The organism is Caballeronia sp. LZ062 (assembly GCF_031450785.1).
Lineage (GTDB): Bacteria > Pseudomonadota > Gammaproteobacteria > Burkholderiales > Burkholderiaceae > Caballeronia.
On the sequence record NZ_JARTWB010000001.1, the window covers coordinates 638,828 to 665,561 of the forward strand.

The 26,734-nt window shown below is 64.4% G+C and carries 18 protein-coding genes, 1 tRNA gene and 1 pseudogene; 5 read left to right on the forward strand and 15 right to left on the reverse strand.

Annotation, left to right across the window (positions count from 1 at the left end; all coding sequences use genetic code 11):
* Nucleotides 1-242: 242 nt before the first annotated feature.
* Entirely contained in the window at nt 243-1,640 is a 1,398-nt protein-coding gene (locus P9239_RS03015) for a sensor domain-containing diguanylate cyclase (protein ID WP_309749020.1), read from the forward strand.
* A gap of 90 nt (nt 1,641-1,730) precedes the next feature.
* Here the strand turns inward: P9239_RS03015 and P9239_RS03020 are convergent, their stop codons facing one another.
* From P9239_RS03020 to fdnG, 13 genes are all read right to left on the reverse strand, one after another.
* A complete protein-coding gene (locus tag P9239_RS03020) occupies nt 1,731-3,614 on the reverse strand; it encodes an EAL domain-containing protein (protein ID WP_309749021.1) in 1,884 nt (627 codons plus the stop codon).
* Nucleotides 3,615-3,704: 90 nt separating this feature from the next.
* Nucleotides 3,705-4,976 carry a diguanylate cyclase gene (locus P9239_RS03025; RefSeq protein ID WP_309749022.1) on the reverse strand — a complete coding sequence of 424 codons (1,272 nt, stop codon included), beginning with the start codon at nt 4,974-4,976 and terminating at the stop codon, nt 3,705-3,707.
* Between the two features lie 5 nt (nt 4,977-4,981).
* Complete coding sequence (locus tag P9239_RS03030; RefSeq protein WP_309749023.1) at nt 4,982-5,371, reverse strand: phosphonate transporter; 390 nt, start codon at nt 5,369-5,371, stop codon at nt 4,982-4,984.
* Nucleotides 5,372-5,524: 153 nt separating this feature from the next.
* On the reverse strand, nt 5,525-6,757 hold the full coding sequence (locus P9239_RS03035) for an AMP-binding protein (protein ID WP_309749024.1): 1,233 nt from the start codon (nt 6,755-6,757) through the stop codon (nt 5,525-5,527).
* Between the two features lie 215 nt (nt 6,758-6,972).
* A tRNA-Sec gene (locus P9239_RS03040) sits at nt 6,973-7,068 on the reverse strand.
* A 71-nt stretch (nt 7,069-7,139) separates the two neighbouring features.
* A complete protein-coding gene (locus P9239_RS03045; protein WP_309749025.1) occupies nt 7,140-7,760 on the reverse strand; it encodes a DedA family protein in 621 nt (206 codons plus the stop codon).
* A gap of 43 nt (nt 7,761-7,803) precedes the next feature.
* Entirely contained in the window at nt 7,804-9,807 is a 2,004-nt protein-coding gene (locus P9239_RS03050) for a VTT domain-containing protein (protein ID WP_309749026.1), read from the reverse strand.
* Nucleotides 9,808-9,852: 45 nt separating this feature from the next.
* Entirely contained in the window at nt 9,853-11,778 is a 1,926-nt protein-coding gene (gene selB / locus P9239_RS03055; RefSeq protein ID WP_309749027.1) for a selenocysteine-specific translation elongation factor, read from the reverse strand.
* Nucleotides 11,775-13,226 (reverse strand): L-seryl-tRNA(Sec) selenium transferase, encoded by a 1,452-nt coding sequence (gene selA / locus P9239_RS03060; RefSeq protein ID WP_404980167.1) that lies wholly within the window; start codon nt 13,224-13,226, stop codon nt 11,775-11,777. Before selA ends, selB begins: the two co-directional genes overlap by 4 nt.
* A complete protein-coding gene (gene fdhE, locus P9239_RS03065) occupies nt 13,223-14,239 on the reverse strand; it encodes a formate dehydrogenase accessory protein FdhE (RefSeq protein WP_309749028.1) in 1,017 nt (338 codons plus the stop codon). Before fdhE ends, selA begins: the two co-directional genes overlap by 4 nt.
* A 215-nt stretch (nt 14,240-14,454) precedes the next feature.
* The gene (locus P9239_RS03070; protein ID WP_309749029.1) at nt 14,455-15,105 is read right to left on the reverse strand and encodes a formate dehydrogenase subunit gamma; all 651 of its coding nucleotides are present in this window, start codon (nt 15,103-15,105) and stop codon (nt 14,455-14,457) included.
* Nucleotides 15,092-16,024: a formate dehydrogenase subunit beta gene (gene fdxH / locus P9239_RS03075; RefSeq protein ID WP_309749030.1), complete on the reverse strand. Its 933-nt coding sequence runs from the start codon at nt 16,022-16,024 to the stop codon at nt 15,092-15,094. Before fdxH ends, P9239_RS03070 begins: the two co-directional genes overlap by 14 nt.
* A 10-nt stretch (nt 16,025-16,034) precedes the next feature.
* Nucleotides 16,035-19,103, reverse strand: coding sequence for a formate dehydrogenase-N subunit alpha (fdnG, locus tag P9239_RS03080; RefSeq protein ID WP_309749031.1), 3,069 nt, complete (start codon nt 19,101-19,103; stop codon nt 16,035-16,037).
* 332 nt (nt 19,104-19,435) lie between these two features.
* Between fdnG and P9239_RS03085 the strand changes: the two genes are divergently transcribed.
* From P9239_RS03085 to P9239_RS03095, 3 genes are all read left to right on the forward strand, one after another.
* A complete protein-coding gene (locus P9239_RS03085; protein ID WP_309749032.1) occupies nt 19,436-20,725 on the forward strand; it encodes a YihY/virulence factor BrkB family protein in 1,290 nt (429 codons plus the stop codon).
* 304 nt (nt 20,726-21,029) lie between these two features.
* Entirely contained in the window at nt 21,030-22,217 is a 1,188-nt protein-coding gene (locus tag P9239_RS03090; protein WP_309749033.1) for a porin, read from the forward strand.
* A 174-nt stretch (nt 22,218-22,391) separates the two neighbouring features.
* The gene (locus P9239_RS03095) at nt 22,392-23,342 is read left to right on the forward strand and encodes a glycerophosphodiester phosphodiesterase family protein (RefSeq protein ID WP_309749034.1); all 951 of its coding nucleotides are present in this window, start codon (nt 22,392-22,394) and stop codon (nt 23,340-23,342) included.
* 4 nt (nt 23,343-23,346) lie between these two features.
* Here the strand turns inward: P9239_RS03095 and P9239_RS03100 are convergent, their stop codons facing one another.
* Nucleotides 23,347-24,216, reverse strand: a complete 870-nt coding sequence (locus P9239_RS03100) for a proteasome-type protease (RefSeq protein WP_309749035.1) — start codon at nt 24,214-24,216, stop codon at nt 23,347-23,349.
* Between the two features lie 178 nt (nt 24,217-24,394).
* On the opposite strand from P9239_RS03100, the gene P9239_RS03105 reads away from it, so the two are divergent.
* Nucleotides 24,395-25,960: an exonuclease domain-containing protein gene (locus tag P9239_RS03105; protein WP_309749036.1), complete on the forward strand. Its 1,566-nt coding sequence runs from the start codon at nt 24,395-24,397 to the stop codon at nt 25,958-25,960.
* Here the strand turns inward: P9239_RS03105 and P9239_RS03110 are convergent.
* A pseudogene (locus tag P9239_RS03110) lies at nt 25,957-26,701 on the reverse strand (SDR family oxidoreductase). The gene P9239_RS03105 and the pseudogene P9239_RS03110 sit on opposite strands and share 4 nt — an antisense overlap.
* Nucleotides 26,702-26,734: the final 33 nt, after the last annotated feature.

Here is a 26,734-nt window from a genome sequence, read left to right on the forward strand (position 1 = left end):
ACTGACTCCAGTTGATTAATCAGTCTAGTCCTGACTGACCGGCCATGACGCATAACCCCTACCGCTGACTAGTCCAGCCTTTGTCGCTCGGTTCGTGACGGGTCTGCCGCCAAGACAGCGCCGATCTTCGCCTCGCGCAACGCAGCTTTTTCCGCTTTCAGGGAGTCGGCCTCAAGAATCGGGGATAATTGCCGTTCTCTGCTTATGGTTCGACGCAGTGCCGACCAGCCCGAGGATCTGTAGTGCAAACTTCGCTCATCCACCTTTCATCGTCCGGGCGCGACCGCCTGACTGCGGCTGCTACCGCAGCCATCGCGCTTATCGGCGCCTGCTTGGTTTGGCCCCACGCCAAGGAGCCGGGCGCAGTCATCGTCCCGTTCTTGCCGATTTTCGCGACGTGGGTCACCCTCACAGAAGGTCTCACGGCGTTCCTGCTCTGGACGCAGTACCGGATTTCCGGGCGCCTGCTGTTCGCCACGCTAAGCGGCGCGTATGCGTTTGTCAGCCTGATCGCGGCGCTCCAACTGGTCGTTTTTCCCGGCGTCTTTTCTCCAGGCGGCGTGCTGGGCGCCGGTGCGCAAACCGCTGTCTGGATCTGGGTGTTCTGGCATGGCGGATTTCCGGCCCTCGTTACCGTCTCTTTAGCTGCGCGGTCCTGGGCTCCGAGCCTGCGCGATCGCACGCCGGGACGCGTGGCGCTGTTCGGGGCGTTATTGCTCGCAGTCGGCTGTGCGGCGGTGGCCATCGTGGGCAAGGACCATCTGCCGGTGGTGGTGGCATCGGGCGGTTCCTATTCGGACCTATCGCGCAGCCCCGCCGCGCTCATTGTCGAAGCGACGTGTCTCGCAGCGCTCGGCCTGCATGTTTCGACCACGCGCCTTCGCTCATTGATGGACCTGTGGCTGGCGGTCGCGTTGCTGGCCGCGCTGATCGACGTGACGCTCACACTGACGGCGGGCGCCCGGTACAGCGTTGGTTGGTACGCCGCGCGCGTCGCCTCGATGCTCTCGTCGAGTGCCGTGCTCGGCATGCTCATCTATGAGACGAGCGGCCTCTACCGCGAGCTCAGCGACGCTCACATGAAGCTAATCGAAAGTTCGGCACGCGATGGACTCACAGGCGTGTTCAACCGCGCTTATTTCGATGAGCGCTACGCTCGCGAGCACGCGCTCGCCGCCTCTTCCGGCTATCCGCTCTGCGTGCTGCTGATCGACGTCGATCACTTCAAAGCCTACAACGACACCTTCGGGCATCTGGCTGGCGATGACTGCCTGAAGAAAGTCGCGCAGGCGCTGACCGGGGCACTGCGGCGCACCGGCGATTTCGTTGCCCGCTATGGCGGTGAGGAATTCGTCGTCGTACTTCCGGCGTGTGAGGCGGCAGCCGGTCTCGCGGTCGCCGAGGGGCTTCGCGCGTCAGTCGAAAGCGCGTCGTTGCCGGCCCCGAAGACAGGTGCTGTGGTCACGATCTCGATTGGCCACGCTTGCATGGACCCCGGCTCGCGCCAGACCGCGAAAGGCTTGTTGGAAGCGGCAGACGCCGCGCTTTACGACGCGAAGGCACGCGGCCGAAACCGCGTCGCCAGCGCTCGTTTCGAGCAGCGCAATGGCCGTCTTGCGGCTCAGAGGTCTGCGTCGTAATCGGTCCTGCTCTCACGCGCTCATGAACGGACGGCGCGGTCTCGAACTTTCAGACGTCTGAGGACAGATGAAGCGCGCGAGCGAGATTGGTCACGCGTCATTGCTCTTCAACCACTCGACGAGATCCTCGGACACAAGCGGCTTGCTGAAGAAATAGCCCTGGCCTTTCTCGCAGCCGAGCGAACGAACCACGGATGCCTGTGCCTCTGTTTCGACGCCCTCTGCAACGGTGTTCATATCGAGGCTGGCCGCCACACGAACGGTTGCTTCGATCAATACCCGGTGATGCGCGCTCTGCTCTGCCTGACTGACAAACGATCGATCGATCTTGACCGTCGCGACGGGTAGCTGATGCAGGCTCGACAGCGAAGAATAGCCCGTTCCGAAGTCGTCGAGCGCCAAGGTCAGTCCGAGCAACTGAAGCTGCCGCAACGTGGCCTGAACGGATTCATCCTGCGCAGCGAGGCTCTCCGTCACTTCGAGTTGAAGCTCGGCAGGGGCCATGCCGCTCTCCCGCAACGTGCGAGAAACATAGGCGACAAATCCTTCCTCGTTCAACTGTGCGCGAGACAGGTTGACCGCCAGCAAGCGGGGCGCGAGCCGCCCCAGCTCTCTCTTCCATGCGACGAACTGACGGCACGCGGTGTCCAGCACGAATTCACCCAACGCGCCGATCAAGCCGCATTCCTCCGCCACGCCGATGAACTCTACCGGCGGCACGACGCCCCGGACCGGGTGACGCCACCGCACCAGTGCTTCGACAGCAGCGGCGTGCGGCGGAAAAGACGACCGATCGACGGTCGATGCCAGCATGACTACCGGTTGATAAACGACAAACAACTCCTGATTGACGATCGCGCGACGCAGGTCGTTTTCCATCTGCGCCCGGCGCGCCGCCCGCTCGTGCATGGAAGGCTCGAAGCTCACATAACGGGCTCCACCGCGACGTTTAGCCTCGACCATTGCGATACTGGCGTCCTGAAGGATTGCGTCGGGGTGCGCGCTCGAGGTAGTCGAGTGGACGATCCCGATGCTGACGCTCAGGTGCAAGTGTTGATCGGCAATGCGGTACGGCTCACTCAGCACAGCCAGTAGCCGATCCGCAAGCGAGTGAACGTCCGACTCGGATCGTGGCTCGCCGATCACCACGACGAACTCGTCGCCCCCGAGCCGACCCGCGAGCAGGCCGCTGTCATGTTGGCGATTCTGCGCATCAGGTAGACGCATCGTCGTCATCAATCGATTTGCGACTTCCGCCAGGACTTCGTCGCCCGCGGAGTGACCGAGAGAGTCGTTGATCTGCTTGAAGCGATCACAATTGATGAAGAGGACGCCGAAATGAGGGCGCCGGTCTGCATCCCGATGCAAGGAATTGTTCTCGATGAACTCACATATCGAGGTGCGGTTCGGCATCATGGTCAGCTTGTCCAGGCGTGCCGCCTCGCCGAGCTTTTTGTCCAGAACAGACTGCTCGCGCTGCGACTCAAGCGTTACATCGCTCACCATTGCCATCAGGTGGTTTTCGTCGAGCTTGAGCAAACTGACCGACAGGACCTGCGAGGAAGCGTTGCGCTTGAAAGCGCGTGGAACCGTGATGCGTACTGCGTCGCAGACAGGACCAGCAGGCGCCGTGTATTGCTGGACCATGCGCCGGAATTGCGGCGCTACCGCCTCCAGCACGTCGAACAGGTTGACGAGGTTTCCATCCGGCGACAGTGGCATCAGCAATCGCGCCGACATCGGGTTGATCATCTCGATCACCCCGGTCGCGGAAATCTGTAGAAGCCCTATCGGCGCCCGATACAGAAACTCCATCAACGCTTCGTTCACGGAAACGGAGTCGGCTGAAGGCTTAAGAGCCTCCTCCACGGGTTGCTCGCAATGAGCATCGTCGCTTCTCACGCCACGCGATGTGAAGGCATCGTCGGATTCGAGGCGTGATGCGGCCACGCCGTTGCATTGATCTTTACTCATTCTCATGCGTCGAGCTTTCTAGGTCCTCGACAACCAGAAAAACATGTCAGGAACGATTGCGCAGAGTGAGCGCACAAAAAATGCCTGCCCTTAACCCAGTTCCACGCGGTTCCGACCCGCCGTTTTGGCGGCATAGAGTGCTTTATCCGCTGCCGCGAGCAAGTCGTTCACGGAAGACGTCGAATCGGTCACGGATGCAATGCCCGCGCTCACCGTCACCCGTACTGGGCCGGCGCCTGTATCGATCTTGGCGTCCGCGATGGTTGCGCGCACACGTTCCGCGATGACAAGCGCCTCGTCGCTGGACGTACCCGGAAGCATCAGGCAAAACTCTTCGCCGCCGAGGCGAGCCAGCACGTCGATCGACCGCAGGTTCGCTTTTGCCTTTTGAACGATCTGCGTCAGAACGAGGTCGCCCGTCTGATGCCCGGCTGTGTCGTTGATCCGCTTGAAGTGATCGGCATCGATCATCACGCAAGACAAGGGCTTTCCCAATCGCCTCGCTCTCGCAAGCTCCTTCTCGGCGAGCTTGAAGAAATGCGCGCGATTCACAGCGCCGGTCAAGTGGTCGGTCGTCAGAAGGCGAGTGAGTTCGTCGCTCGAAATCTTGCGTTCGGACACGTCGCGTATAACGACCGAGTAGCCCGCAATCTCGCCGTTGTCTTCGCGCAGTACGGCAACCAGAATCTGCGCCGCATAGCGGCGGCCCTCTCTGCTTTCACACCAGCGCTCCTGAATGTGCCAACCTTCTTCGCGTGTCAGCGAAATGTGTTCGGGGCTGCAATACGAATCGACAGTCTCGGGCGCATAAAAGAGGTCCAGCGTATGGCCGAGCACCTCGTCGGCGCCGAAGCCTGTCAGTTGCTCGACGGACCCGTTCCAACTGTCGATACGGCCGGCCGAGTCGAGCGTAAAGAAGGCGAAATCGTTGACGCTCGTATAGATCCCCGCGAGCCACGATTCATGCTGTCTCGCGCGGCGCTCGGCCTCGACCTGACGGGAAATGTCGGAGAGCGTCATCATCAAGGTACTGCTGTTGACCTTGATGATGTTGCATGACAGTACCGTCGGACGATCGGCGCTCGGCGCAATCACGATTCGATGACCTTCGCACACTCGACCTCGCTCGGCCGAAAAGCTCGACACGAGATTGCGCAATTCCGGTGCGACGTTCGTCAGGCTCTCGAAGACGTTACCCACACCCATGCGCCCCGCAACCGGCATGAGCAGCTGGACGGCGACCGGGTTGAGCATGTCGACGTCGCCATTCAAGCCACTCCGAATGATGCCGATGGGCGACATGTACATGAACGATAGCAGCGCCTCGTGCTCCGCTTCGCAAACGCCGTCCACGGTAGTCATGACGTTCACTTGCTGCTCTGACGTTGCACGAGCAAGAAACGCGTTCCGCTGCGACCGGACTTCATGAGCCTCAGTTGGACCGGTGTCGGCCTCATGCGCAGCGTCAGGACGTACGGCACTACTTCGTCCAGTTCAGCTTCGTCTTCGAACCGTTGGGCCACCATGAAGTTGTTCATGCACGGCGCCACTTCTTCGAACAGATGCCTGCCGAGAACGCGCGTGGCACTCAGCCCGGCGCTCGATGACTCGACAGCGTTGTAATGAGTCACGGCATACGCCGCGTCGAACCCGATGACCCCGAACGCGAGTTCATCGAGCCCGGATTCACCGGCTGCAACGAGGTCGTCGAATAACACAGAATCGAAAGTACTCTCAAAGGTAGACTGGCTAGCCATTAGTCTTGTCTCCGCGTGAAGGATAGTCGCTCGCAATTTATAACGGCAGCAGCTTCGAATACTTTATCGTCCGATCCTTTTCAGGCGGCTGTGGTAGGGATCGCGTTGCGGCATGTCCATAGGTTGAGCGTCGTTGAGTTCGTGCGTTGCCGGCTACACGCACCAGTTCGAGTCCTTGCCGCAATCACTCAGAGGGAGCCGTGCACCGAACGTAAAGCTCTTTGGCCGCTCCGGCGCGGATAGTCGTGCCACTGTCCATCGCTGAAGGTCGATTGCAAGCCGTTCGACGTCTACACCCGCTGAAGGAACAACGAACGCCTTCAGCCGCGCACCCTCGCTCGGGTCCATTAAACGGACGGCGGCATCATCGACGTGAGGATGTTGCAGAAGCGCTTCACGCACGCGCGCGGGAAAGACGTTCGTGCCCGCCACCTGTACAGCGTTGTCGCGTCGGCCACTCACTATGAAGCTATCCTCAGTGATCCATTGCAGATGGTCTTGCAGCGTCACGCTTCTTTCACCGCGGTCGTGCGCGCGGTGGACGAGCCGAGTGGCGTCCGCAGCGTCTCGCGTCCAGAAAGGCATCAGCTGAAAATCGGACGCAGGTGCCTCGCGCACGCCGACGCCAGCCGTTTCCGAGCTTCCATATATCTCCAGCACGCGGTCGAAGGCGCCTTCGGCGGTGAGGGCTTGCGCGAGCTCCGCTGGACACGGCGCGGTCGATGTCAGCGCCGATACGCCCCGAGGAAGTGAGTCTGTGAAGCGGGCAACGAGCGCCAGGTGCGCCGGATGGCTGACGAGAACGTCGCCCGGTGCCATCATGCGCGGCAATGCCGACGGCGTAACATGCCGGACGTCAATGACCTCGATGCCGCTCAACTCAAACGGCAACAGCACGGTGAACAGAAAGCCGTAGATGTGATGCGCCGGAACCGCCGCAAGGACGCGGCGCGTTCCGGCCAGAATCGTGGCGAGGTGTTCGGCCTCTCGCTCGAGGTCCGCCAATGCGTGAGCACATCGTTTCGGCTTGCCAGTCGAGCCCGAAGTTCGGAAAACCAGTTGAGCGCTGTACTCCTTCAATCCACTGGCGGCGACGTCGAGCCATTCGCCGAAGTCGCGCTGGTTCAAGAGCGCTTCGTCACGTCCGCTCTTGTCGAGCTGAATCAGTTCGGAGAGAGATGTCGCAATGGAAAGCCGTTCGATCGAATCCAGACCGAGGCCGTCTTCTCCCATACTCAGTTCCGGCGACCAGGGAAATGGTTGGAGCGTCGCGCCTCCCGGCCGCAGGTGCCGCAGTTCCGCTGCAATGGCATCGCCGAGAAAGCGCGCCAGGACCCCCGGTGCTTCGTACCATTTGCTGTGATCGAAGTCCAATGCGGCAGACATCTCTGTATTTGCTTGGTGGAGTTTGAAGATAGCGGTAAAGACGGCGCTTCTGCGTGTGTGCGTCCATTCATTCGGCCGAGCGCCGACGACGTGTCAATGCAATTACGGCAAAGTGGCAGGAAGCTTTAGAACTGGCTGCGCACGTCATTATCGATGAAGGACGCCAGGCTTCGCGCAACGAGACAGACGACCATTTCTCTCGCGCTGAGAGCGAATGGCGGAAGGCAGCAGGAGTCGAACCTACCTGGGAGTGTCTGACACCCCCAACTGGGTTTGAAGCCCAGCCGCACCACCGGATACGGATGCCTTCCCCGGCCGAAGAAAAGAATGAGGCAACAGAACGAAGCCCTCGATTATAGCTGCCCAAGGCGAACCGCACGCGTCAGCGCGCATCGTCGCGCGGCCGGCCTGGCGTGCGTCGTCGCAGGAAGCGGTACGCGCAGTACAACAACGCAAGCAGCGCGAGCAAGTCGATCACGGTCGCCCCGTGCATCTGCAACTCAACGAGCGCGAAGTGCAATTGCCGCTGAAACAACGCGCCGCCCAGCACCCAGAACGCCGACCACGCCCCGATGCCCGCCGCATCCCACAGGAAGAAGACGAGCGGGGCAATGCGCGTCGTGCCCATCAGCGGCGGCGTGACGAGTCCGAGCCCCGGCACGAACTTCGATAACGCGATGATCGGGGCGCCGTACCGTTCGAAGAGTTCGCTCGTCGTGCGGATGCCGGAATCAACCGCATATGAGCGGCGCGCGAGCGCGGCCACGAGCCGCCGCCCGTAGATGCGCCCCGCCGAAAACCACACGCTGTCGCCGAGCAACGCGCCGCAGACGGCCGCGACGAGCACATGCCAGAGCGACAGCCGCCCGCTCGCGATCAACGTTCCGGCAAAGACGAGCAACGGCGCCGACGGCAGCGGCACGCCGAGACGCGTCAACAGCACGTTGCCGAAGACCGCGGCCGCGCCCCACTGGGCAATCGCCGATGGCGGAATTTGGATCAAGAGCGACCTCTGCGGTGAACGCATCGGCAATCGCTTCGGAAAATCATTGGGGCCTCGACTGGACCAGCATCACCGGCACACTGCCGCACCCCGCGCTGTTCGCAATTTCGATGCCGTGCCAGCTCGACGCGTCGCCGCGCTCGAACGCCATCGGATCGACGCGCCGGTCCGGGCGCAGCACGTTGAACGGCCAGGACGGACGCCGCAGCCGCTCGTGAACGACCGAGCCCAGCCAGATGGGCGTGGGCGCGGCGTCCGCGCGTTCTTTCAGGACGTAGCGCGTCTGCCAGAAACGCAGCACGTCACGCTCGTCCGGGCCGCGATACGAGCGCGTGAACACGAGCTTCGACGGCTCGCCATTGTTCAGGCGCGGCAGCACCGGCAGCGCGGTTGCGGGCGCGTTGGGCGAAACCACCGACATCACACTTTTCATGGTCAGCCCTTTGCCTTCCGCCCATCCCCGGCTGGCAAGCTGCGCGCGGATCTCGGCGGGCGTCGCGGCCCATTGCACGGTGATCGGCTCGCGGCGGTCGCCGTCCATGCTCGACCGGTAACAGGAGAACGTGCGCCAGAAGGTGTCCATCCACTGGATCGGCGTGATGACGACGGTGGCGGGCGGCGCGCTGTGCGCCTGCGTGTCGTCGCTCAACTGCAATCCGACGCTCGCGCAGATCACGGCGAGCACCGCGAAAGGCATCAACGGACGGCGCCTGGGCTTGCCGGGATGCCGCCACACGGCGGTCAGCGCGACGAGGAACACCCACATGGCGGCGAGCGCCGTGCCGCCGAGCGCATCGGAAATGGTGAAGCGTCCGAAGTAGAGCCCCGCGAGCGCGACTGCCGTCACGATGCCCGACGTCGCCGTCGCGATGCACACGCCGGTCAGCATACCCACGCGGCGCAGCAGCAGAAACGCGAGGAAGCCGTAAATGATGACGGTCGCCGCCAGATGCGGGCTCGGAAACGTGTGTTCGACCGGCGCGAACGAGAGCGGCAACGCGTGATGCGCCGTCAGGCGGATCGCCCCGACGAGCAATCGGGAGAAGACGACCGCGACGACCCAGTACGCGACCGTGCGCCAGCGCCGCTCGAAGACCATCCAGACGACCACCGTCGCCGCGACCGCGAGCAACGTCGGCGTGCTGCCGAGCGCGGCGGCGGCATCGAGGATCGAATCGGCCCACGTCGAGCGGAACGATTGCAGCAGCCGGTAGACGGAGACATCCACCTGCACGAGCGACGATCCGCGCGCCACGTTGGACATCACGTAGAAAAAGGCCATCGCCGAGGCGAGCAGCAGCACCGAAATGCCCACGATAAGCGCGGTCGCGGGATTGGCGGGATCGAGCGCGCGCGACACGACGCGCGCCGCCGCGCCGTCGCCGCGCTGCGCCCACGCGAGCAGCGCAGCGCGCGATGCGAGCGTCCAGCCCTTCGCGTGCCCCACGATCACCCGCGCCAGATTGAAGACGAGCCATCCGAGCGCCGTCACGGCCACGAGAATGACGACGAGCCGGATCGACACCGCGCCCGCCAGTTCGATGGACGCGCCGAACACCACGCCCGGCAAAATATGCAGCGGCGCCCAGACGAGCGCGCTCAGGACGTTGACGGCCAAAAAGCGCGCGGGCGTCATGCCCGACAGTCCCGCGACGACCGGCACCACGGCGCGCATCGGCGCAACGAAGCGCGCCAGCACCACGCTTTTCGCGCCGTGCGCGTGGAAGTATCGTTTGCCGGCTGCAAGCGCGCCCGGATGGCGGCGAAAAGGCCACATCTGCGCGATGACATCGGCATAGCGCGCGCCGAAGCAGAAGCTCGCGGCGTCGCCGGCAATGGCGCCTGCGATCGCGCAGACGAATACCCAGCCGAGGTTCAGCGCCCCCGCGCCGACGAGCGCGCCGGCGATGAACATCGCGGTGCTGCCGGGCACGAAAGTGCCGATGAATGCGACGGATTCGAGAAACGACGCGAGCAGCACGACCGCCAGCGTCCATTCCGGATGGCCCGACAGCAGATGCAGCAGCGCGTAGTAGGAATGCTCCATCGGTTCGCCTGGCGCAAAAAGCGCAAAGGGCGTGGCGGGAGCCGCTCAGACCGGCTCGTGCCAGCGGCTGTCGGTGCGCAACAGGTGCAAGTCGCGGTGAAAGCGAGTGTAACCAACCCGGTCGAAGAACTCCAAAACCTGAATTGCGCGTTTGCGGCCGAGACCGCTTGCATCGCGAAACTCCGCTGCGCCGATACCGCTGGCCACTCCATTTCGAGTGCTTGCGTGTTCGGCCGCAAGCCGCGCGAGTTCGGCGATGGCGACGCGCGAATAGAAGAGATCGCGCACGACCTGCAACACGTCGCCGCGCCGCGCGAGCTTGCGCAAGAGGCGCCGCATGTCGTCTTCCTGCGCGCCATGTTCGCGCGCGAGGTCGCGCACCCACGGCGGATCGAAGCGCCCGCGTTCGATGGACGCCAGCACCGCTTTGGCGAGCGATTCTTCGGCGGCATCAAGCGCCACCGTATGCGACGGCAGATGCAGCCACGGCCCGCTCCGCGCAACGGTCCCGCGCGCGACGGCATCGTCGATCAGGGCGCGCCACAGCGCACCCGATGCGAGCGGCGCGGCCATGCGGCGCAGACGCGCGGCGTCGGGGCCTTGCTCGTCGGAAAAGCGTTCGTGGAAAGCGGCGAGCGCGTCCGTGAGACGCGCCGCGAGCGCGTCCCAATGCGCGGCGGCGATGAATAGCGCGTCGTCGGACAGAGACACGCGGCGCAAGCCGTCCGGCAGCGCGACCGATTCCGCCGGCCGCCCGCACAAATGCTCCACGAGCGAGCGCGGCAGGCCGTACGGCGACTGGTCGAAAAGCGCATCGGCGCGGTTCGTGTCGAGCCATGCGGTCAGCGCGTCGAGCCACGCGCGGCGCTGCGGCGTGCGGCGCTTGCGGGCGGGCGCGAACGGATCGAGCACGCGACCGCCGCCGACGGTGCGGCTCGCCTGCGCATTGCGCACGATGAAGCGGTCGCCCGGCAACGCGCATACCGGTTGATCGAAGACGAGCTGCACGCGCGCCGACTGCCCCGCCGCCAACGTATCCGCTTCCAGGAGCGCGACGTGCGCCACGCGATGCGTGGTGCCCAGATGCACGTGCAGCGGGGTCCAGTGCGCGAGCGTGAGCCCGGCATCGGCAAGCAGCGTGAGTTCGACGTCGAGCCGCTCCGACGCTTTCGCGATGCGCGCATTGACGATCCAATCGCCGCGTGCGAGCGCGCCTTTGTCGATGCCCGCGAGATTGAGCGCGCAACGCTCGCCCGCGCGGCCCGCCTCCGCCGGGCGATTCTGCGCGTGGATGCTGCGCACGCGCACTTCGCTCGCCGATTCGCGCGGCGCGAGCGCGAGCACGTCGCCCACACTCACGCGGCCCGCGAACGCCGCGCCTGTCGCAATGGTGCCTTGCCCCGACAGCGTGAACACGCGATCGACCGCGAGGCGGAAAAAGCCGTCGTCGCGGCGCGTGCGCCAGTGCGCGGCGGCCTCGCGCAAATGCGCGTTCAGCGCGGCCACGCCGGGATCGTCGGCGGCAGTGGCGTTGGTGTCGAAGATCGGCGCATCGCAGAGCGGCGTCGGCGCGAGCAGCGTTCCGATTTGCGCGTGGACTTCGCGCACGCGGGCTTCGTCGACGCGATCAGTCTTCGTCAACGCCACCGCGCCCGTCGTCACGCCGAGCAGTTCGAGAATGGCGAGATGCTCGCGCGTCTGCGGCATCACGCCGTCGTCCGCTGCAATGACGACCAGCGCGAAGTCGATGCCGCTCGCGCCCGCCGCCATCGTATGCACGAGCTTTTCGTGGCCCGGCACGTCGATGAAGCCGAGCATGCCGCCATCCGCGAGCGCCACATACGCGTAGCCGAGCTCGATGGAAATGCCGCGCGCCTTCTCTTCCTTCAGGCGGTCCGTGTCCACGCCGGACAGCGCACGCACGAGCGTGGTCTTGCCGTGGTCGATATGCCCCGCCGTCCCGACGATCATGCGTCTTCGCTCCGGCCTTGGCCGTCGAGTTGCGCGATGAATGCGGCTTCGTCGGCTTCTTCGAGACAACGCAGGTCGAGCCAGAGCGCGCCATCCGCGATGCGCCCGATCACCGGCCGCGGCAACGCGCGCAGCTTGCGTTCGATGCGGTTCAGTTGCCCGCCCGCGCGCTTGCCGTTCGCGAGCCGCACCGCGAGCCCGTAGCTCGGCAGCACGTCCACCGGCAATGCGCCGCTGCCGATCTGGCTGAACATCGGCTCGGTGGTCACGGCGAACGCGTCGCCCGCCAGACGCTGCAGCGCGGGCTGGACGCGCTCGGCCGCAAGCCGCATGGCATCGGCGGGACGCGTGAGCAGGCGCAGCGTCGTAAGGCGGGTTTGCAGCGTCTCGGGCGTGCGATACAGGCGCAGCACCGCTTCGAGCGCGGCGAGCGTGAGCTTGCCGACGCGCAGCGCGCGCTTGAGCGGATGCTTCTTGATCTTCGCAATGAGATCCTTGCGCCCGACGATCAAACCCGCTTGCGGACCGCCCAGCAGCTTGTCTCCGCTGAACGTGACGAGGTCCGCGCCGGCTTCCACCGTCTCGCGCACGGTCGCCTCGCGCGGCAGGCCCCATTGCGTGAGATCGACGAGCGTGCCGCTGCCGAGGTCGACCGCGACCGGCAAGCCGCGTTCACGCGCGAGCGGCGCGAGCTCGGCGGTCGTCACTTCCTTGGTGAAGCCGGTCACGGCGTAGTTGCTGCAATGAACCTTCATGAGAAGCGCGGTCTTCGCGTTGATCGCTTCCTCGTAATCCTTCAGATGCGTGCGGTTCGTGGTGCCGACTTCGCGCAGCTTCGCGCCCGCGCGGCTCATGATGTCCGGAATGCGGAACGCGCCGCCAATTTCGACGAGCTCGCCGCGCGACACGATCACTTCTTTCCTCGGCGCGAGCGCCGACAAAGTCAGGAGCACCGCCGCCGCATTGTTGTTCACGACAGTCGCCGCTTCCGCGCCCGTCAGTTCGCAGATGAGCGCGTTGATCAGATCGTCGCGGTCGCCGCGCGCGCCGGTATCCAGGTCGAATTCGAGATTCGCGGGACGCGTGAGCACGTCGGCGACGGCGCGCACGGCTTCGTCCGGCAGCAACGCGCGGCCAAGATTCGTGTGCAGCACCGTGCCCGTCAGGTTGAATACGGTGCGCACGCGGCTTTGCGCGCGGCTCGCGAGCCGCAGACCGACGGCGTGGCCGAGCATCGTTTCCGTGAGCGCCTCGACGGATGCGCGGCCCGCCTGCGCGTCGGCGCGCCATGCGTCGAGCGTCGCGCGCAGCGCGGCAAGCGTCTGCGTGCGTCCGTAGGCGTCGATGAGCGGCTCGAATACCGCCGATGCGAGCACACGCTCCACCGACGGCACGCGCGCCATCAGCGCGCGCAGTTCGCTTCCGTCGCCGCCGGCCACGTCGCTCATTGTGCTTCGCCTGCTTCGTCCGTCGCGCTCTGTTCGGGCCACAGCCACGGATTCGGCGCGGGGCGTCGGAAGCCTGCGTCGCCCATCAGGAGATCGAGCGTCAGGCTCGCGAGATCGTCCGCGAACGGCTCGAAGTCGTACGCCTTCTCCTGATAGCCGATCTTGCGATACGTGCCGCATTCGTCGCACGACTCCGCTTTCAGCGGCGCGTTGCGCGCGCGTTCGGCGCGGGCTTGCTCATCTTCAGCGGTTTGCGCGGTGCTGGCTTCCGAGCCGTCCATCGCGTGATAGGCGATGCCTTTCGTTGAATCGCAATTCGAGCACTTCGCGCGCACGACGTGCCACTCCGTCGAACACAGCCCGCATTGCACGTAGCGATAGCCTTCGTGGACGCCGCCCACGCGCACGACGCTCGCCACCGGCATCGTGCCGCAGACGGGGCACACGCCGGACGTGTCCATATACGGCACTTCCGAGCTGCCGATGCGGCTCGCGATGTCCGTCCACACCACTTGCAGCGCCGCGACGATGAACGGCGCGGCGGCGGGCTCGATCTCCGCGAAACGCAGCGCGAGAATGGCGTCGGCTTGCGCGTCGAGCGCGGCGGCCGGCATCGATCGCAAATGCGCGACGAGTTGCGCGAGCGGCGGCGTGAGCGCGCCCGCGGCCTCGATGCGGTCGAGCAGCAGGAAAAGCACGTCGCGCCATGCGGGATCGCGCTCGTCGGCGCCGAGCGCGGGGACGATGGGCATCGAATGCTGCTGATTGATCGCGATGGATTCGCGCGATGGCATCGGCGCGCTGAAGTCCGCGAGCACGTGCTGCTGTGCGTCTGCGAGCGCCGCCATGAGGCGCAAATAGCCTGCGATGGGATGGCTTGCGTCCGCAAGCTGGCGCAGGCGCGCGGCGCGCGCGCTGAAGACCGTTGCGCGTTCAGGCATGCGCAGCCGTGGAATGGCCGACTGATCGAGAGCTTCGATCGATGCAGCGGATTCGAGTATGCGTTGGACCACTTGAGTTCGTCCTTGAAATGCTTTGGTGCTTCCAGTGCCGAGCAAGCGGCACACTGAAAAGAAGAATAACAGCTTGTCGGATAGCGTTCAGACGGCGCACGTCTGTGTGCGCTGTGTCGCGCGGATCGTGCTGTGCAAAGAAGAACCGCCCGGCCTGAACGAGGCGCGAGCGGTTCGAATCACTGCCCTGGCGTTTCGCGGAGCGACCGCGACGCCTACTTACCGATGATTTCCTTGAACCAGCGCGGATGGTGCTTGCGCGCCCATCCATACGTCACGGTTCCGCGCACCATCGCGCTGATCGATCCCTTGATCCACAGTCCTGCGTAGATGTGGATGATGATCGACATAATCAGCACGAAAGCCGTGGCCGCGTGCACGACCGCAGCGAGCCGGATGATCGTGATCGGAAAGTAGAACGCGAAGTACGCGCGCCAGATCACGACGCCGGAAGCGAGCAGCAACAGCAGGCTCGCCACCATCACGTAGAACACGAGCTTCTGACCGGCGTTGTACTTGCCGATCTCGGGCAGGCGGTCTTCGCGGTTGGCGAGCACGTCGTCGATCTGCTTCATCCACTGGATGTCGCTCTTGTCCAGATGGTTGTGATGCCACACGCGCAGCGCGAGCACCATGAACGAGAGGAACATCACGCAGCCGACGAACGGATGCAGGATGCGCGTCCATTGCCCGCCGCCGAAGATCGCATAGAGCCACGACATGGACGGATGAAACATCGCGAGCCCGGACAACGCGAGCAGCACGAAGCTGATCGCGGTGATCCAGTGGTTCGTGCGCTCGTTCGGCGTGTAGCGCACGATCAGGCGGTTGCCTCGCACGTCGCGCAATTCGCTATCGTGTTTCATTCGAACGCTCCCTCTCGTTGCGTGCGGCTTCGACCTCGCGCTGTGCCTCGGCTTCCTCTTCCGCGCTCACTTCGTTCGGACCGACACGCGTGTAGTGGAAGAATCCGGCGAGCGCGGCGAGCGCCATGCCCGCGACCGCGAGCGGCTTCGTGACACCCTTCCAGACCGACACGAGCGGACTGATCCGCGGATTTTCCGCGAGCCCGTGATACAGCTCCGGCTGGTCCGCGTGATGCAGCACGTACATGACGTGCGTGCCGCCCACGCCGGCCGGGTTGTACAGACCCGCGTTCTCGAAACCGCGCTCCTTCAGGTCTTCCACGCGGTCTTCCGCCTGCTGGATCATGTCGGTCTTGGTGCCGAACATGATCGCGCCGGTCGGACACGTCTTCACGCACGCCGGTTCCTGCCCGACCGCGACGCGATCGGAACAGAGCGTGCACTTGTACGCGCGGTTGTCTTCCTTCGAGATGCGCGGAATGTTGAACGGGCAGCCGGTCACGCAGTAGCCGCAGCCGATGCAGTTTTCCTCGTGGAAATCGACGATGCCGTTCGTGTACTGAACGATCGCGCCCGGCGACGGACACGCCTTCAGACAGCCCGGGTCCTCGCAGTGCATGCAGCCGTCCTTGCGGATCAGCCATTCGAGGTCGCCCTTCGGGTTCTCGTACTCCGTGAAGCGCATCACCGTCCACGAATGTTCGGTGAGATCGCGCGGGTTGTCGTAGATGCCGGTCGTGTGTCCCACGTCGTCGCGCAGGTCGTTCCACTCCATGCACGCCGTCTGGCAGGCCTTGCAGCCGATGCACTTGGACACGTCGATCAGCTTCGCGACGGTGCCCGTGACCGGCTCGCGGACTTGCGGCGGCGGCGTGGTGGTGGCGGAAACGCGCTTGATATCGAGCGATTGCAGAGCCATTCTCGTCTCCTTATGCCTTCTCGACCTTCACGAGGAACGACTTGAACTCGGGTGTCTGCGAGTTCCCGTCGCCCACGGAAGGCGTCAGCGTGTTGACGAGATAGCCCGGCTGCGTCAGGCCCTTGAAGCCCCAGTGCAGCGGCAGGCCGACGGTTTGCACCTTCTTGCCCTCCACGGTCAGCGGTTTGATGCGTTTGGTGACGAGCGCCACCGCGATGATGTGCCCGCGATTGCTCGACACTTTCACGCGATCGCCCGCGACGACGCCCACTTCCTTCGCCAGGTCCTCGCCGATTTCCACGAACTGCTGCGGCTGCACGATCGCGTTGAGCTTCACGTGCTTCGTCCAGTAGTGGAAGTGCTCGGTCAGGCGATACGTAGTGGCCGTATGCGGGAACTGATCGGCGGTGCCGAAAGCCGCACGGTCGTCCGGGAACACGCGCGCCGCCGGATTGCTCGTGACGTTCTTCTCATTCGGGAAGAACGGGTTGTAGCCGAGCGGCGTCTCGAACGGTTCGTAGTGAACAGGGAACGGACCTTCGTTCATGCCGTCGCGAGCGAAGAAACGCGCCACGCCTTCCGGATTCATGATGAACGGATTCATGCCGTTTTCCGGCGGTTCGTCCGCCTTGAAGTCCGGAATGTCCGCGCCGGTCCATGCCTTTCCGTTCCAGCCGATCAGCTTGCGCGACGGATCGAACGGCTTGCCGCTCACATCGCACGATGCGCGGTTGTACAGCACGCGGCGATTCACCGGCCACGCCCACGCCCAGTTCAGCGTCTGGCCGATGCCGGTCGGATCGCTGTTGTCGCGGCGGCCCATCTGATTGCCCGCCTGCGTCCACGCGCCGCAATAGATCCAGCATCCGCTCGCCGTGGAACCGTCGTCGCGCAGCAAGGCGAAGCTCGAGAGCTGTTCGCCCTTCTTCGCGAGCACCTTGGTCTTGTCGGTCGGATCGGTGACGTCGGCGAGCGCGCGGCCGTTGAACTCCATCGCGAGCTCTTCGGGCGTCGGGCTTTCCGGGTCGGCATACGGCCACGACATCTTCAGGATCGGATCGGGATACTTGCCGCCCTGCTCCTGATACGCCTTGCGAATACGCAACCACAGTCCCGACATGATCTCGAGGTCGCTCTTCGCTTCGCCCGGCGGCTGCGCGCCTTGCCAGTGCCACTGCAGCACGCGTGACGAAGACACGAGCGAGCCGCGCTCTTCCGCGAAGCAAGTGGTCGGCAGACGGAACACTTCGGTCTGGATCTTCGACGAATCGACGTCGTTGAACTCGCCGTGGTTCTTCCAGAACTCCGACGTTTCGGTCGCGAGCGGGTCCATGATGGCGAGCCACTTCAGCTTGGACAACCCGAGGCCGACCTTCGCCTTGTTGGGCGCGGCGGCGAGCGGATTGAAGCCCTGCGCGATGTAGCCGTTCATCTTGCCCTGCGCCATCAGCTCGAAGACCTGCAGCATGTCGTAGGACTTATCGAGCTTGGGCAGGAAGTCGAAGCCGAAGTTGTTCTCGGCGGTGGCGTTGTCGCGCCACCACGACTTCATGAAGCTCACGTGGAACGCGCGATAGTTCTTCCAGTAGCTCAGCTGGTTCGGCCGCAGCGGCTGCGTCGCGCGCTTCGTGATGTATTGCTCGTAATCCTGCTCGCCTTCCATCGGCAGGGTCATGTAGCCCGGCAGAAGGTTGGACATCAGGCCGAGGTCGGTCAGCCCCTGGATGTTCGAGTGACCGCGCAGCGCGTTCATGCCGCCGCCCGCAATGCCGATGTTGCCGAGCAGAAGCTGCACCATCGCGCCGGTGCGGATCATCTGCGCGCCGACCGAGTGATGCGTCCAGCCGAGCGCATAGAGGATGGTGCCCGCGCGGTTCGGCTGCGCCGTCGATGCGAGCATCTCGCAGACCTTCAGAAACTTGTCGGTCGGCGTGCCGCACACCTTCGTCACCATTTCGGGCGTGTAGGCGGCGTAATGCTGCTTCATCAGGTTGTAGACGCAGCGCGGATGCTGCAGCGTCGGGTCGACCTTCACGAAACCGTCGTCGCCGCGCTCGTAGTCCCAGCTCGTCTTGTCGTACTTGCGATGCTCGGCGTCATAGCCCGAGAACGTGCCGTCCTTGAACGCGAAGTCTTCGCGCACGATGAACGACATGTCCGTGTAGTTCTTCACGTACTCGTGCTGGATCTTGTCGTGCGTCAACAGATAGTTGATGACGCCGCCAAGGAACGCGATGTCCGTGCCGGTGCGAATCGGCGCGTAGAAATCCGCGACCGAAGCTGTACGTGTGAAGCGCGGATCGACCACGATCAGGCGCGCCTTTCTGTGCGCCTTTGCCTCGGTCACCCATTTGAAACCGCACGGGTGTGCCTCGGCCGAGTTGCCGCCCATCACCAGAATAACGTCCGCGTTCTTGATGTCGACCCAATGGTTCGTCATCGCTCCACGGCCAAACGTCGGGGCAAGACCTGCCACCGTCGGGCCATGTCAGACACGCGCCTGATTGTCGAATGCGAGCATGCCAAGACTGCGGACAGTCTTGTGCGTCAGATAACCGACTTCGTTGCTACCCGCCGACGCCGCAAGCATGCCCGTCGTGAGCCAGCGGTTGACCTTCTTGCCGTCCGCCGTCGTTTCGACGAAGTTCGCGTCGCGGTCTTCCTTCATCAGCTTCGCGATGCGGTCGAGCGCGTCGTCCCACGAGATGCGCTTCCACTCGGAAGAACCCGGCGCGCGGTACTCGGGGTACATCAGGCGGCTCGGGCTATGAATGAAGTCGATGAGCGATGCGCCCTTCGGGCACAGCGTGCCGCGATTGACCGGATGGTCGGGATCGCCTTCGATATGGATGATGCTGGCCTTCGCGTTCTTGGCGTTGTCGCCGAGACCGTACATCAGAATGCCGCACCCGACCGAACAGTACGGACAGGTGTTGCGCGTTTCAGTGGTGCGCGACAGTTTGTATTGCCGGACTTCGGCGAGTGCGGGTGCCGGAGAGAAGCCCAGTGCAGCCAGGCTCGATCCGGCGAGCGTGCTCGCGGAAACCTTGAGGAACTGTCGCCGTGACATTTGAAGCATGATGTCCTCGGCGCGTCGTGAAGTGGGGTGTTCTTAAGTATAGAAGCGCGCGTTCGACTGGTAAGACCGCCCGCGAGCAGCGTTCATTTTTTCGTGCCGCCGGTGTCGCCACCGAGCTGGCGGCGCGCAACGATGCGGCTGCGCCGCGCGAAGCGAACGAGCGTCCCGTCGCGGCAGGCGCGATCATAGCAATGTTCTTATATATGTGCTTCGCCCGCTTGCGCCTGTCTTGGAACGGAACCTGCTCGATCGGTTGCATTTACCGCTCGGGGGTCCGCGCAATGCGCCGCAGGCCCGCGCCGCCACCGTTCGATTGAACCGAGAGATTCGTCATGAGCTCCGTTTCCACGCAAAAAATAGGTTCCGCAGTCAAAAAAGATGCGTCGTGGGCGCTCGGCGCGCTCAAGCAGTTCTCCGAAAATCGCTGCGCCGCGATGGCCGCGAGCATTGCGTTCTATTCGGCGTTCTCGCTCGCCCCGACGCTCGTCATGGTGATCGCGGTGGCGGGTTGGGTGTTTGGGCCGGAAGCGGCGCGCGGGCAGCTTTTTCATCAGGTCAACGGGCTGATCGGCGATCAGGCGGCGGCCGGCGTGCAGAGCATCGTGGAGAACGCGCATCGCAGCGGCGGAACGGGGCTGGCCGCGATCATCTCGTTCGTGCTGCTGGCCGTGGGCGCGTCGGCGACGTTTTCGTCGCTGAATACGGCGCTCAATATCGTGTGGCCGCTCACAGGCGAGCAGCGTTCCAGCGTGCTCGCGATGGTGCGCGTGCGGCTCGTGTCGTTCGGTCTCGTGCTGGGCGTCGCATTTCTGCTGATCGTCTCGCTCGTGCTCGATACCGCGATTCAGGCGGTCGGCCTGTGGCTGTGGGGCGATTCGCCGTTTGTGATCATCGGCGATGTGGTGCAACTCGTCGTAGGACTCGCGATTCTTTCCGTGGCGTTCGGCGCGCTCCTGAAGTTTCTGCCCGACGCCCCCGTTCAATGGCGCGACGCGCTCGTCGGCGGCGTGGTCGCGGCGATTTTCTTCTCGGCGGGAAAGAAGCTCTTCGCGTTCTATCTGACGCACGCGGGAACCGCAAGCGCGTTCGGCGCGGCCGGTTCGCTCGCGGTGCTGCTCATGTGGCTGTATTTTTCGGCGGCGGTGTTGCTGCTGGGCGCGGAGTTTTCGGCTGCGCGCGCACGCATGCACGATCCGCGCGGCGCGTGGGGCGTGCAGGACAACGGCAGCGTGCCGCCCGGCAGCCGCGCAAAGATCGGTTCGATGCTCGCGGCGTCCACGCGCGTCGGCATGGCGGCTGCCGAATCGCAGCCGCTCGCACCGACAACGCCGGACGCTCGAAGCGCGCGCCCGCAGTACACGCGGCTTTCGAGCGGCGGCGCCACGCGCCAGGCCGCGCTCGCATTGAAGCGCGCAATAGAACTGTCGCGCAAAGTGGCGCGCGCCGAGTCGACGGCCACGCGCGCTACCGCCGTCGCAATGGTGGGCGCCGGGCGCAAGGCGTCGCAGGCGAATGCCGCCGTCAAGCGTCACCCGTGGCGCGCCGTGCTGGTCGCGGCGACGGCGGGCGTGGCCGTGGCGCTGCTTTCGCGGCGCGACGAAGATCGCTCGCGCGACGCCTGAACTGCGGCTTATGCGTAATTTGGAAGAACGGGCGCACACGCCGTTTGTTATCGGATTCAACACCAATCGCCGCGGTGACTTAATTGACGCCGCGCGCGTCAAACTGCGCGAGGAACTTTTCAAGCGCGGCTCTGTCGTCCTGAAAATCATTCGGAAACCGACGCGAATGCCGCGCGGGGCGGGCGTTTCCTGTCACTGTGTCTTTTTAGAGACAGTCCATTTTTTTTCGTTTCTAAGGTAACGAAACGTTGCGTTATTCTCTGCGCCGGTAACAACGATTTTAATCATTCGCGTGGAGAATTCGATGAAACGATTCGCACTGACGTCCCTCTCGCTGGCACTGCTCGGCGCAGCTGGCGCAGCACAGGCCCAAACGAGCGTGACGCTGTATGGCGTGATCGATACGGGCATTGCCTATGTCAGCCATGCCAACGTGGCGGGCGACCATCTGTTCGGCATGGTCAACGGCACGCTGTCCGGCCCGCGTTGGGGCTTGAAGGGTCAGGAAGACCTCGGCGGCGGCCTGAAGGCGCTGTTCCAGTTGGAAAGCGGCTTCGATCCGGGTACGGGTCGTCTGAACCAGGGTGGCCGCGAGTTCGGTCGTCAGGCGTTCGTGGGTTTGAGCGGCAACCAGTGGGGTACGGTCACGTTGGGTCGTCAATATGACCCGTCGGTCGACATGGTCCAGGGCCTCACGGCCGACAACTACTGGGGCGCTGCGTTCGCCACGCCGGGTGACGTCGACAACTACGACAACAGCCTGCGCGTGAGCAACGCTGTCAAGTACGTGTCGCCGGTGTTCTCGGGCTTCCAGTTCGAAGGCATCTACGGCTTCAGCAACCTGGCAGGCGCCACCGGCCAGGGCATGACCTGGGGCGGCGCGGCGACGTACGCCAACGGTCCGTTCTCCATCGCAGCCAGCTACCTCTCCGTGAACAACCCGAGCGCAGGCCGCGCTCCGTTGACCACGACGAACACCGGCTGGAACAGCCCGTCGTCGGATTCGCTGTTCAACAGCGTCATCAACGGCGGCTACTCGACGGCCCACGCCATCGACATCGCACGCGGCGCAGGCCAATACGTCTTCGGTCCGTTCACGGTCGGCGCGTCGTACAGCTTCGCGCAGTACAAGAACGACGGCAACTCGCTGTTCCGCCAGCAAGAGAAGTTCAACGTCGGCAACGGCTACGTGAACTTCCAGCTGACGCCGGCTACGTTGCTCGGCCTCGGCTACACGTACACGCACGGCAGCGGCGACACGTCGGCGACGTATCACCAGGCTTCGATCGGTGCCGACTACTCGCTGTCGAAGCGCACGGATGTCTACGCGGTCGGCGCATATCAGCACGCAAGCGGCACGCAACGCGTGAACAACGCGGACGGCGTTTCGACCTCGACGACCGGCGCAACGGCTTCGATCAGCGACTTCGGCTTCGACAGCGGCCGCAGCCACCAGGAACTGGTCCTGATCGGCCTGCGTCACAAGTTCTAAGAAAAACCGACGGGCGTGGCACGCGAGTGCCGCGTCAGCGGACAAGCGGTATCTCGAACAGCCATCGGTTCTCCGATGGCTGTTTTTTTATGCGCCGCCGAATCGCTCGACGGGGCCGCGCGCCCGGATAAAGGCAGAATCGCGTTTTCGATACCGCTCTCAGGAGTCCCTTCGATGTTAACCCCGCTCCGCTGGATCGCCTGCGCCTGCCTCGCCGCGAGCGGCGTCGCGCACGCGTTCGCGGACGATCCGCCCGCGCTGCCGATGATCGTCGCGCATCGCGCCGGCACCGCCGATTTCCCGGAGAACACGCTGCTCGCCATCGCGGGCGCGCTCGAACATCGCGCGGACGCCATCTGGCTCTCGGTGCAAATCACGCGCGACGGCGTGCCGGTGCTGTATCGCCCGGCGGATCTGTCGGCGAATACGGACGGCAACGGTGCCGTCGCGAGCCTGAATCTGAACGCGTTGCAGCGCCTGAACGCAGGCTGGAACTTCGCCCGTCTCGATGCTTTCGGCGCAAGGTCATATCCGTATCGCGCGCATCCCGTGCGAGTTCCGACGCTCGAGGAAGCGCTGCGCGCCATTCCCGCGCGGGTGCCCGTGATCCTCGACATGAAGGCGCTGCCCGCCGAGCCGCAGGCAGCCGCCGTCGCTCGCGTGCTCGACGCGGCCAACGCGTGGTCCCGCGTGCTGATCTACTCCACCGACGCGGCCTATCAGACCGCATTCGCCGCGTATCCGCAGGCGCGGCTGTTCGAATCGCGCGATGCGACGCGTGAACGGCTCGCTGCCGTCGCCTTGGGGCAAAGGTGTGCCGAGCCGCCGCAGCCCCGTACGTGGGCTGCATTCGAGTGGAAAAGGCAGATGGAACTGGTCGAGACCTTCACGCTCGGCGAAGCGCGTTCGCCTGTCACAGCGAAGTTGTGGACGCCAGCGGCGCTGGCGTGCTTCCGTGCGCGAGGCGAGACGCATGTGCTCGCCATCGGGATCGACAATGCGGAGGACTATCGCGCGGCCGCGTGTCTCGGCATCGACGCCGTGCTCGCGGACTCGCCGCGCAACATGCAGGCGATCAAGGCGAGCATCGCGCAGCCGCTGCAATGCACGGCCGACGCCCGCTAACTGGTCAATGCTGCGGCGCGTTTCCCGCGCCTTCGACGTCCTGTGCGAGCGTCTGCGCGGGTGCGTCCGGACCGGCGGGCAGGTCGCCGATCACGAGCCGCGGCACCGTATTGTCCGCTTCCCGACGACGCAGCGGCACGTCGGCGAGATCGGTCCACGTCGGGTTCGGAATCTCGCCGAAAAGCTGCCGCAGGCGCTCGCCCCACGTGCGGTTGATCATCTGGTAGTACGCGCTGTTGTTGTCGAGCGTGGCGAAACGCGTGACACGCAGCGCGTCCCTTTCATACACCAGAAGATCCAGCGGCAAACCGACCGAGAGATTCGAGCGCAGCGTCGAATCCATGGAAATGAGCGCGCATTTCGCGGCTTCGTCGAGCGGCGACGCCGGCGTGATCACGCGGTCGATGATCGGCTTGCCATACTTCGATTCGCCGATCTGAAAATAAGGCGACACGCGCGTCGATTCGATGAAATTGCCGGCCGCGTACACCATGAAGAGGCGCGGACCCTGCCCGCGAATCTGCCCGCCAAGAATAAAGCTGCAATTGAAGTCGACGCTGAATTCCGCGAGCGACAGCGCATCGCGCCGATGCACTTCGCGCACGGCATCGCCCACAATGCGCGCGGCTTCCGCCATCGTGCTACAGCTATAGAGCGTCGGCGCGTGATGGTCGGCGGGCTCGGAGAGCAATTGCGTCACCGCTTGCGTGAGCGCGAGGTTGCCGGCGGCAAGCAGCACGATCACGCGCTCGCCCGGCTGCTCGAAAACAGCCATCTTGCGAGCGGCGCTGACGTGGTCGACGCCAGCGTTGGTGCGCGTGTCGGACAAGAAGACGAGACCCTCGTCCACGCACATGCCCACGCAGTAAGTCATGTCGAAATTTCCGAAAACAAAAAGCCAAGCCACTATTGTACTGATCTGCCTGCGCATCGCATCGCGTATGCACGTTTTTGCTTAACGGCAATTGCACGCCGCGGCTTGAGCATGAATGCAAATGCGCTTTTCGCGCTAGACTCGGCGCACCCCGGCCTCTTTCGTCCCCGCTGCCTTCATGCAAGAAGATTTCCTCGCCGATGCCCTCCTCGCCGGGCTCGCGCGTCCCATTGTTTTCGTCGACCTCGAAACCACGGGCAGCGATGCAACCGTGGACCGTATCACCGAAATCGGCGTCGTCGAGGCGAGCACGGCGGGCATCGAGCGATGGAGCGTGCTCGTCGATCCGGGCGTGCCGGTGCCGCCGTTCGTCTCGCGCCTCACGGGTATCGACGACGCCATGCTGCGCGGTCAGCCGACGTTCGAAGCGCTCGCGCCGGCGCTGGCCGAGCGGCTGCACGGCAAGCTCTTCGTCGCGCATAACGCGCGCTTCGACTACGGCTTCCTGAAGAACGAATTTCGTCGCGCAGGCATCGCGTTTCGCGCCGATACGCTCTGCACCGTGCGGCTGTCGCGTGCGCTCTTTCCATCGGTCGAGCGGCACGGTCTCGATGCGCTCATCGCGCGGCTCGATCTCGCGCCGCAAGGACGCCACCGCGCGCTCGCCGATGCCGATCTGCTCTGGCAGTTCTGGCTCAAGATTCACGCGCTGTATTCCCAAGACCTGGTGGATGCCGCCATCAAGACGCTCGTGAAGCGCGCGAGCTTGCCCGCCGCGCTGCCGGAAGGCGCGCTCGACGCGCTGCCATCCACGCCCGGCGTCTATCTTTTTCATGGCGACGACGACGTGACGCTTTACGTTGGCAAGAGCATCAACTTGAAGCAGCGCGTAACGGCGCATTTCTCGGGCGATCATCGGCTCGCGAAGGACTTGTCCATTTCGCAGGCGATACGGCGGATCGAACATCGCGAGACGGTCGGCGAACTCGGCGCGCTGCTGCTCGAAGCGAAGCTCGTGAAGGACTTGCGGCCGGTTCACAATCGCCTGCTCAAGCGCGCGTCCCCGGCGTGCGCGTGGCAATGGCTGCCCGGCGCGCCCGCGCCCGTTCTGCTGCGCGCCGACAAACGCGACCTCTCACGTGAGCCACATCTCTTCGGCGTCTTTCCATCGCGCGGCAAGGCGCATGCGTTCATGCGTCATCTCGCTGATGAACACAACCTCTGCCATGCGACGCTCGGCCTGGAAAAAGCGCCGCCCGGGAGAACGCGCGGCTGCTTCGGCTTTCAGGTGAAGCGTTGCCTCGGCGCGTGCGCAGGCGTGGAATCGCTCACGGATCACGCGGCGCGCGCGCTGGAAGCACTCGATGCTTCGCGCATCGTGCGCTGGCCGCATGAGGGTCCCGTCGCGATTACCGAACGCGATGCAGAGACGGGCCGCGAAGCATGGCACGTGATCGATCGCTGGTGCTATGTGGGCACGTGCGCGTCGCGAGACGAGATCGCCGCGCTGCTCGCAGACGCGCCCGAGCTTCGTCCATTCGATGCCGACGTGTACAGCTTGATCGCCAAACGACTCGCATCGGGACAAGTCGAATGGGTGGCGTGCGATGCGCGTCCGGCATTCAGCCTCGTCATCCAGCAGGCGCTTGCGTTGCCGGCTGTATCGCACAAGAAGCGCGCTGCGCCGCGCCGCCGCAGCGTTGCCGTGCCGCACGCGAGCGCCGCACAACTCGCGCTGTCTTAGGCCACGCCGCCGTTTGCGCGCAGTACTTGCCCGTTGACCCAGCCTGCATCCTCGCCGACGAGAAACGCTACAACGGAGGCGATATCGTCCGGCTGGCCGAGACGTTCCAGCGGCGGCATCTTCGCGAAGTTCGCAATCTGCTCGTCGGTCTTGCCGTCGAGAAAAAAGCGCCGTCGCGACCGGTCCCGGCGCGACCGCGTTCACCGTGATGCGCCGCCCGCGCAACTCCTTCGCGAAGACATGCGTGAACGCTTCGACGGCCGCTTTCGTCGCGTTGTAGACGGCATAGCCCGGCATGTTCAGCGCGAGCGTGGTGCTCGAGAAGTTCACGATGCGCCCGCCGTCATTCATGCGCGAGGCCGCTTCACGCAGCGCGTTGAAGGTGCCGCGCACGTTGATGTCGAACGTCTGGTCGTAGAGCGTGTCGCTGGTATCGGCGAGCGGCGTCGGCTTCAGCACGCCTGCGTTATTGATGAGCGCATCGACCTTGCCCAGTTCGGCTTCGACCGTGTCGAACATGCGGCGGACGTCATCGGCTGAAGCGACGTTCGCTTTGACCGCGATCGCCGCGCCGCCTGCCGTGCGCAACTCGTCGACGAGCGTATTGGCTTCGCTCGCACTCGATGCATAGTTGACCGCGACGGCGAAGCCTTCCCGCGCGAGCCTACGCGCAATTGCCGCGCCGATGCCGCGTGATGCGCCCGTGACGATGACCACGCGTTTCGCTTGTGCCTGATTCATGACTCGCTCCTTCAAATGGCTGTTCGATGTGGA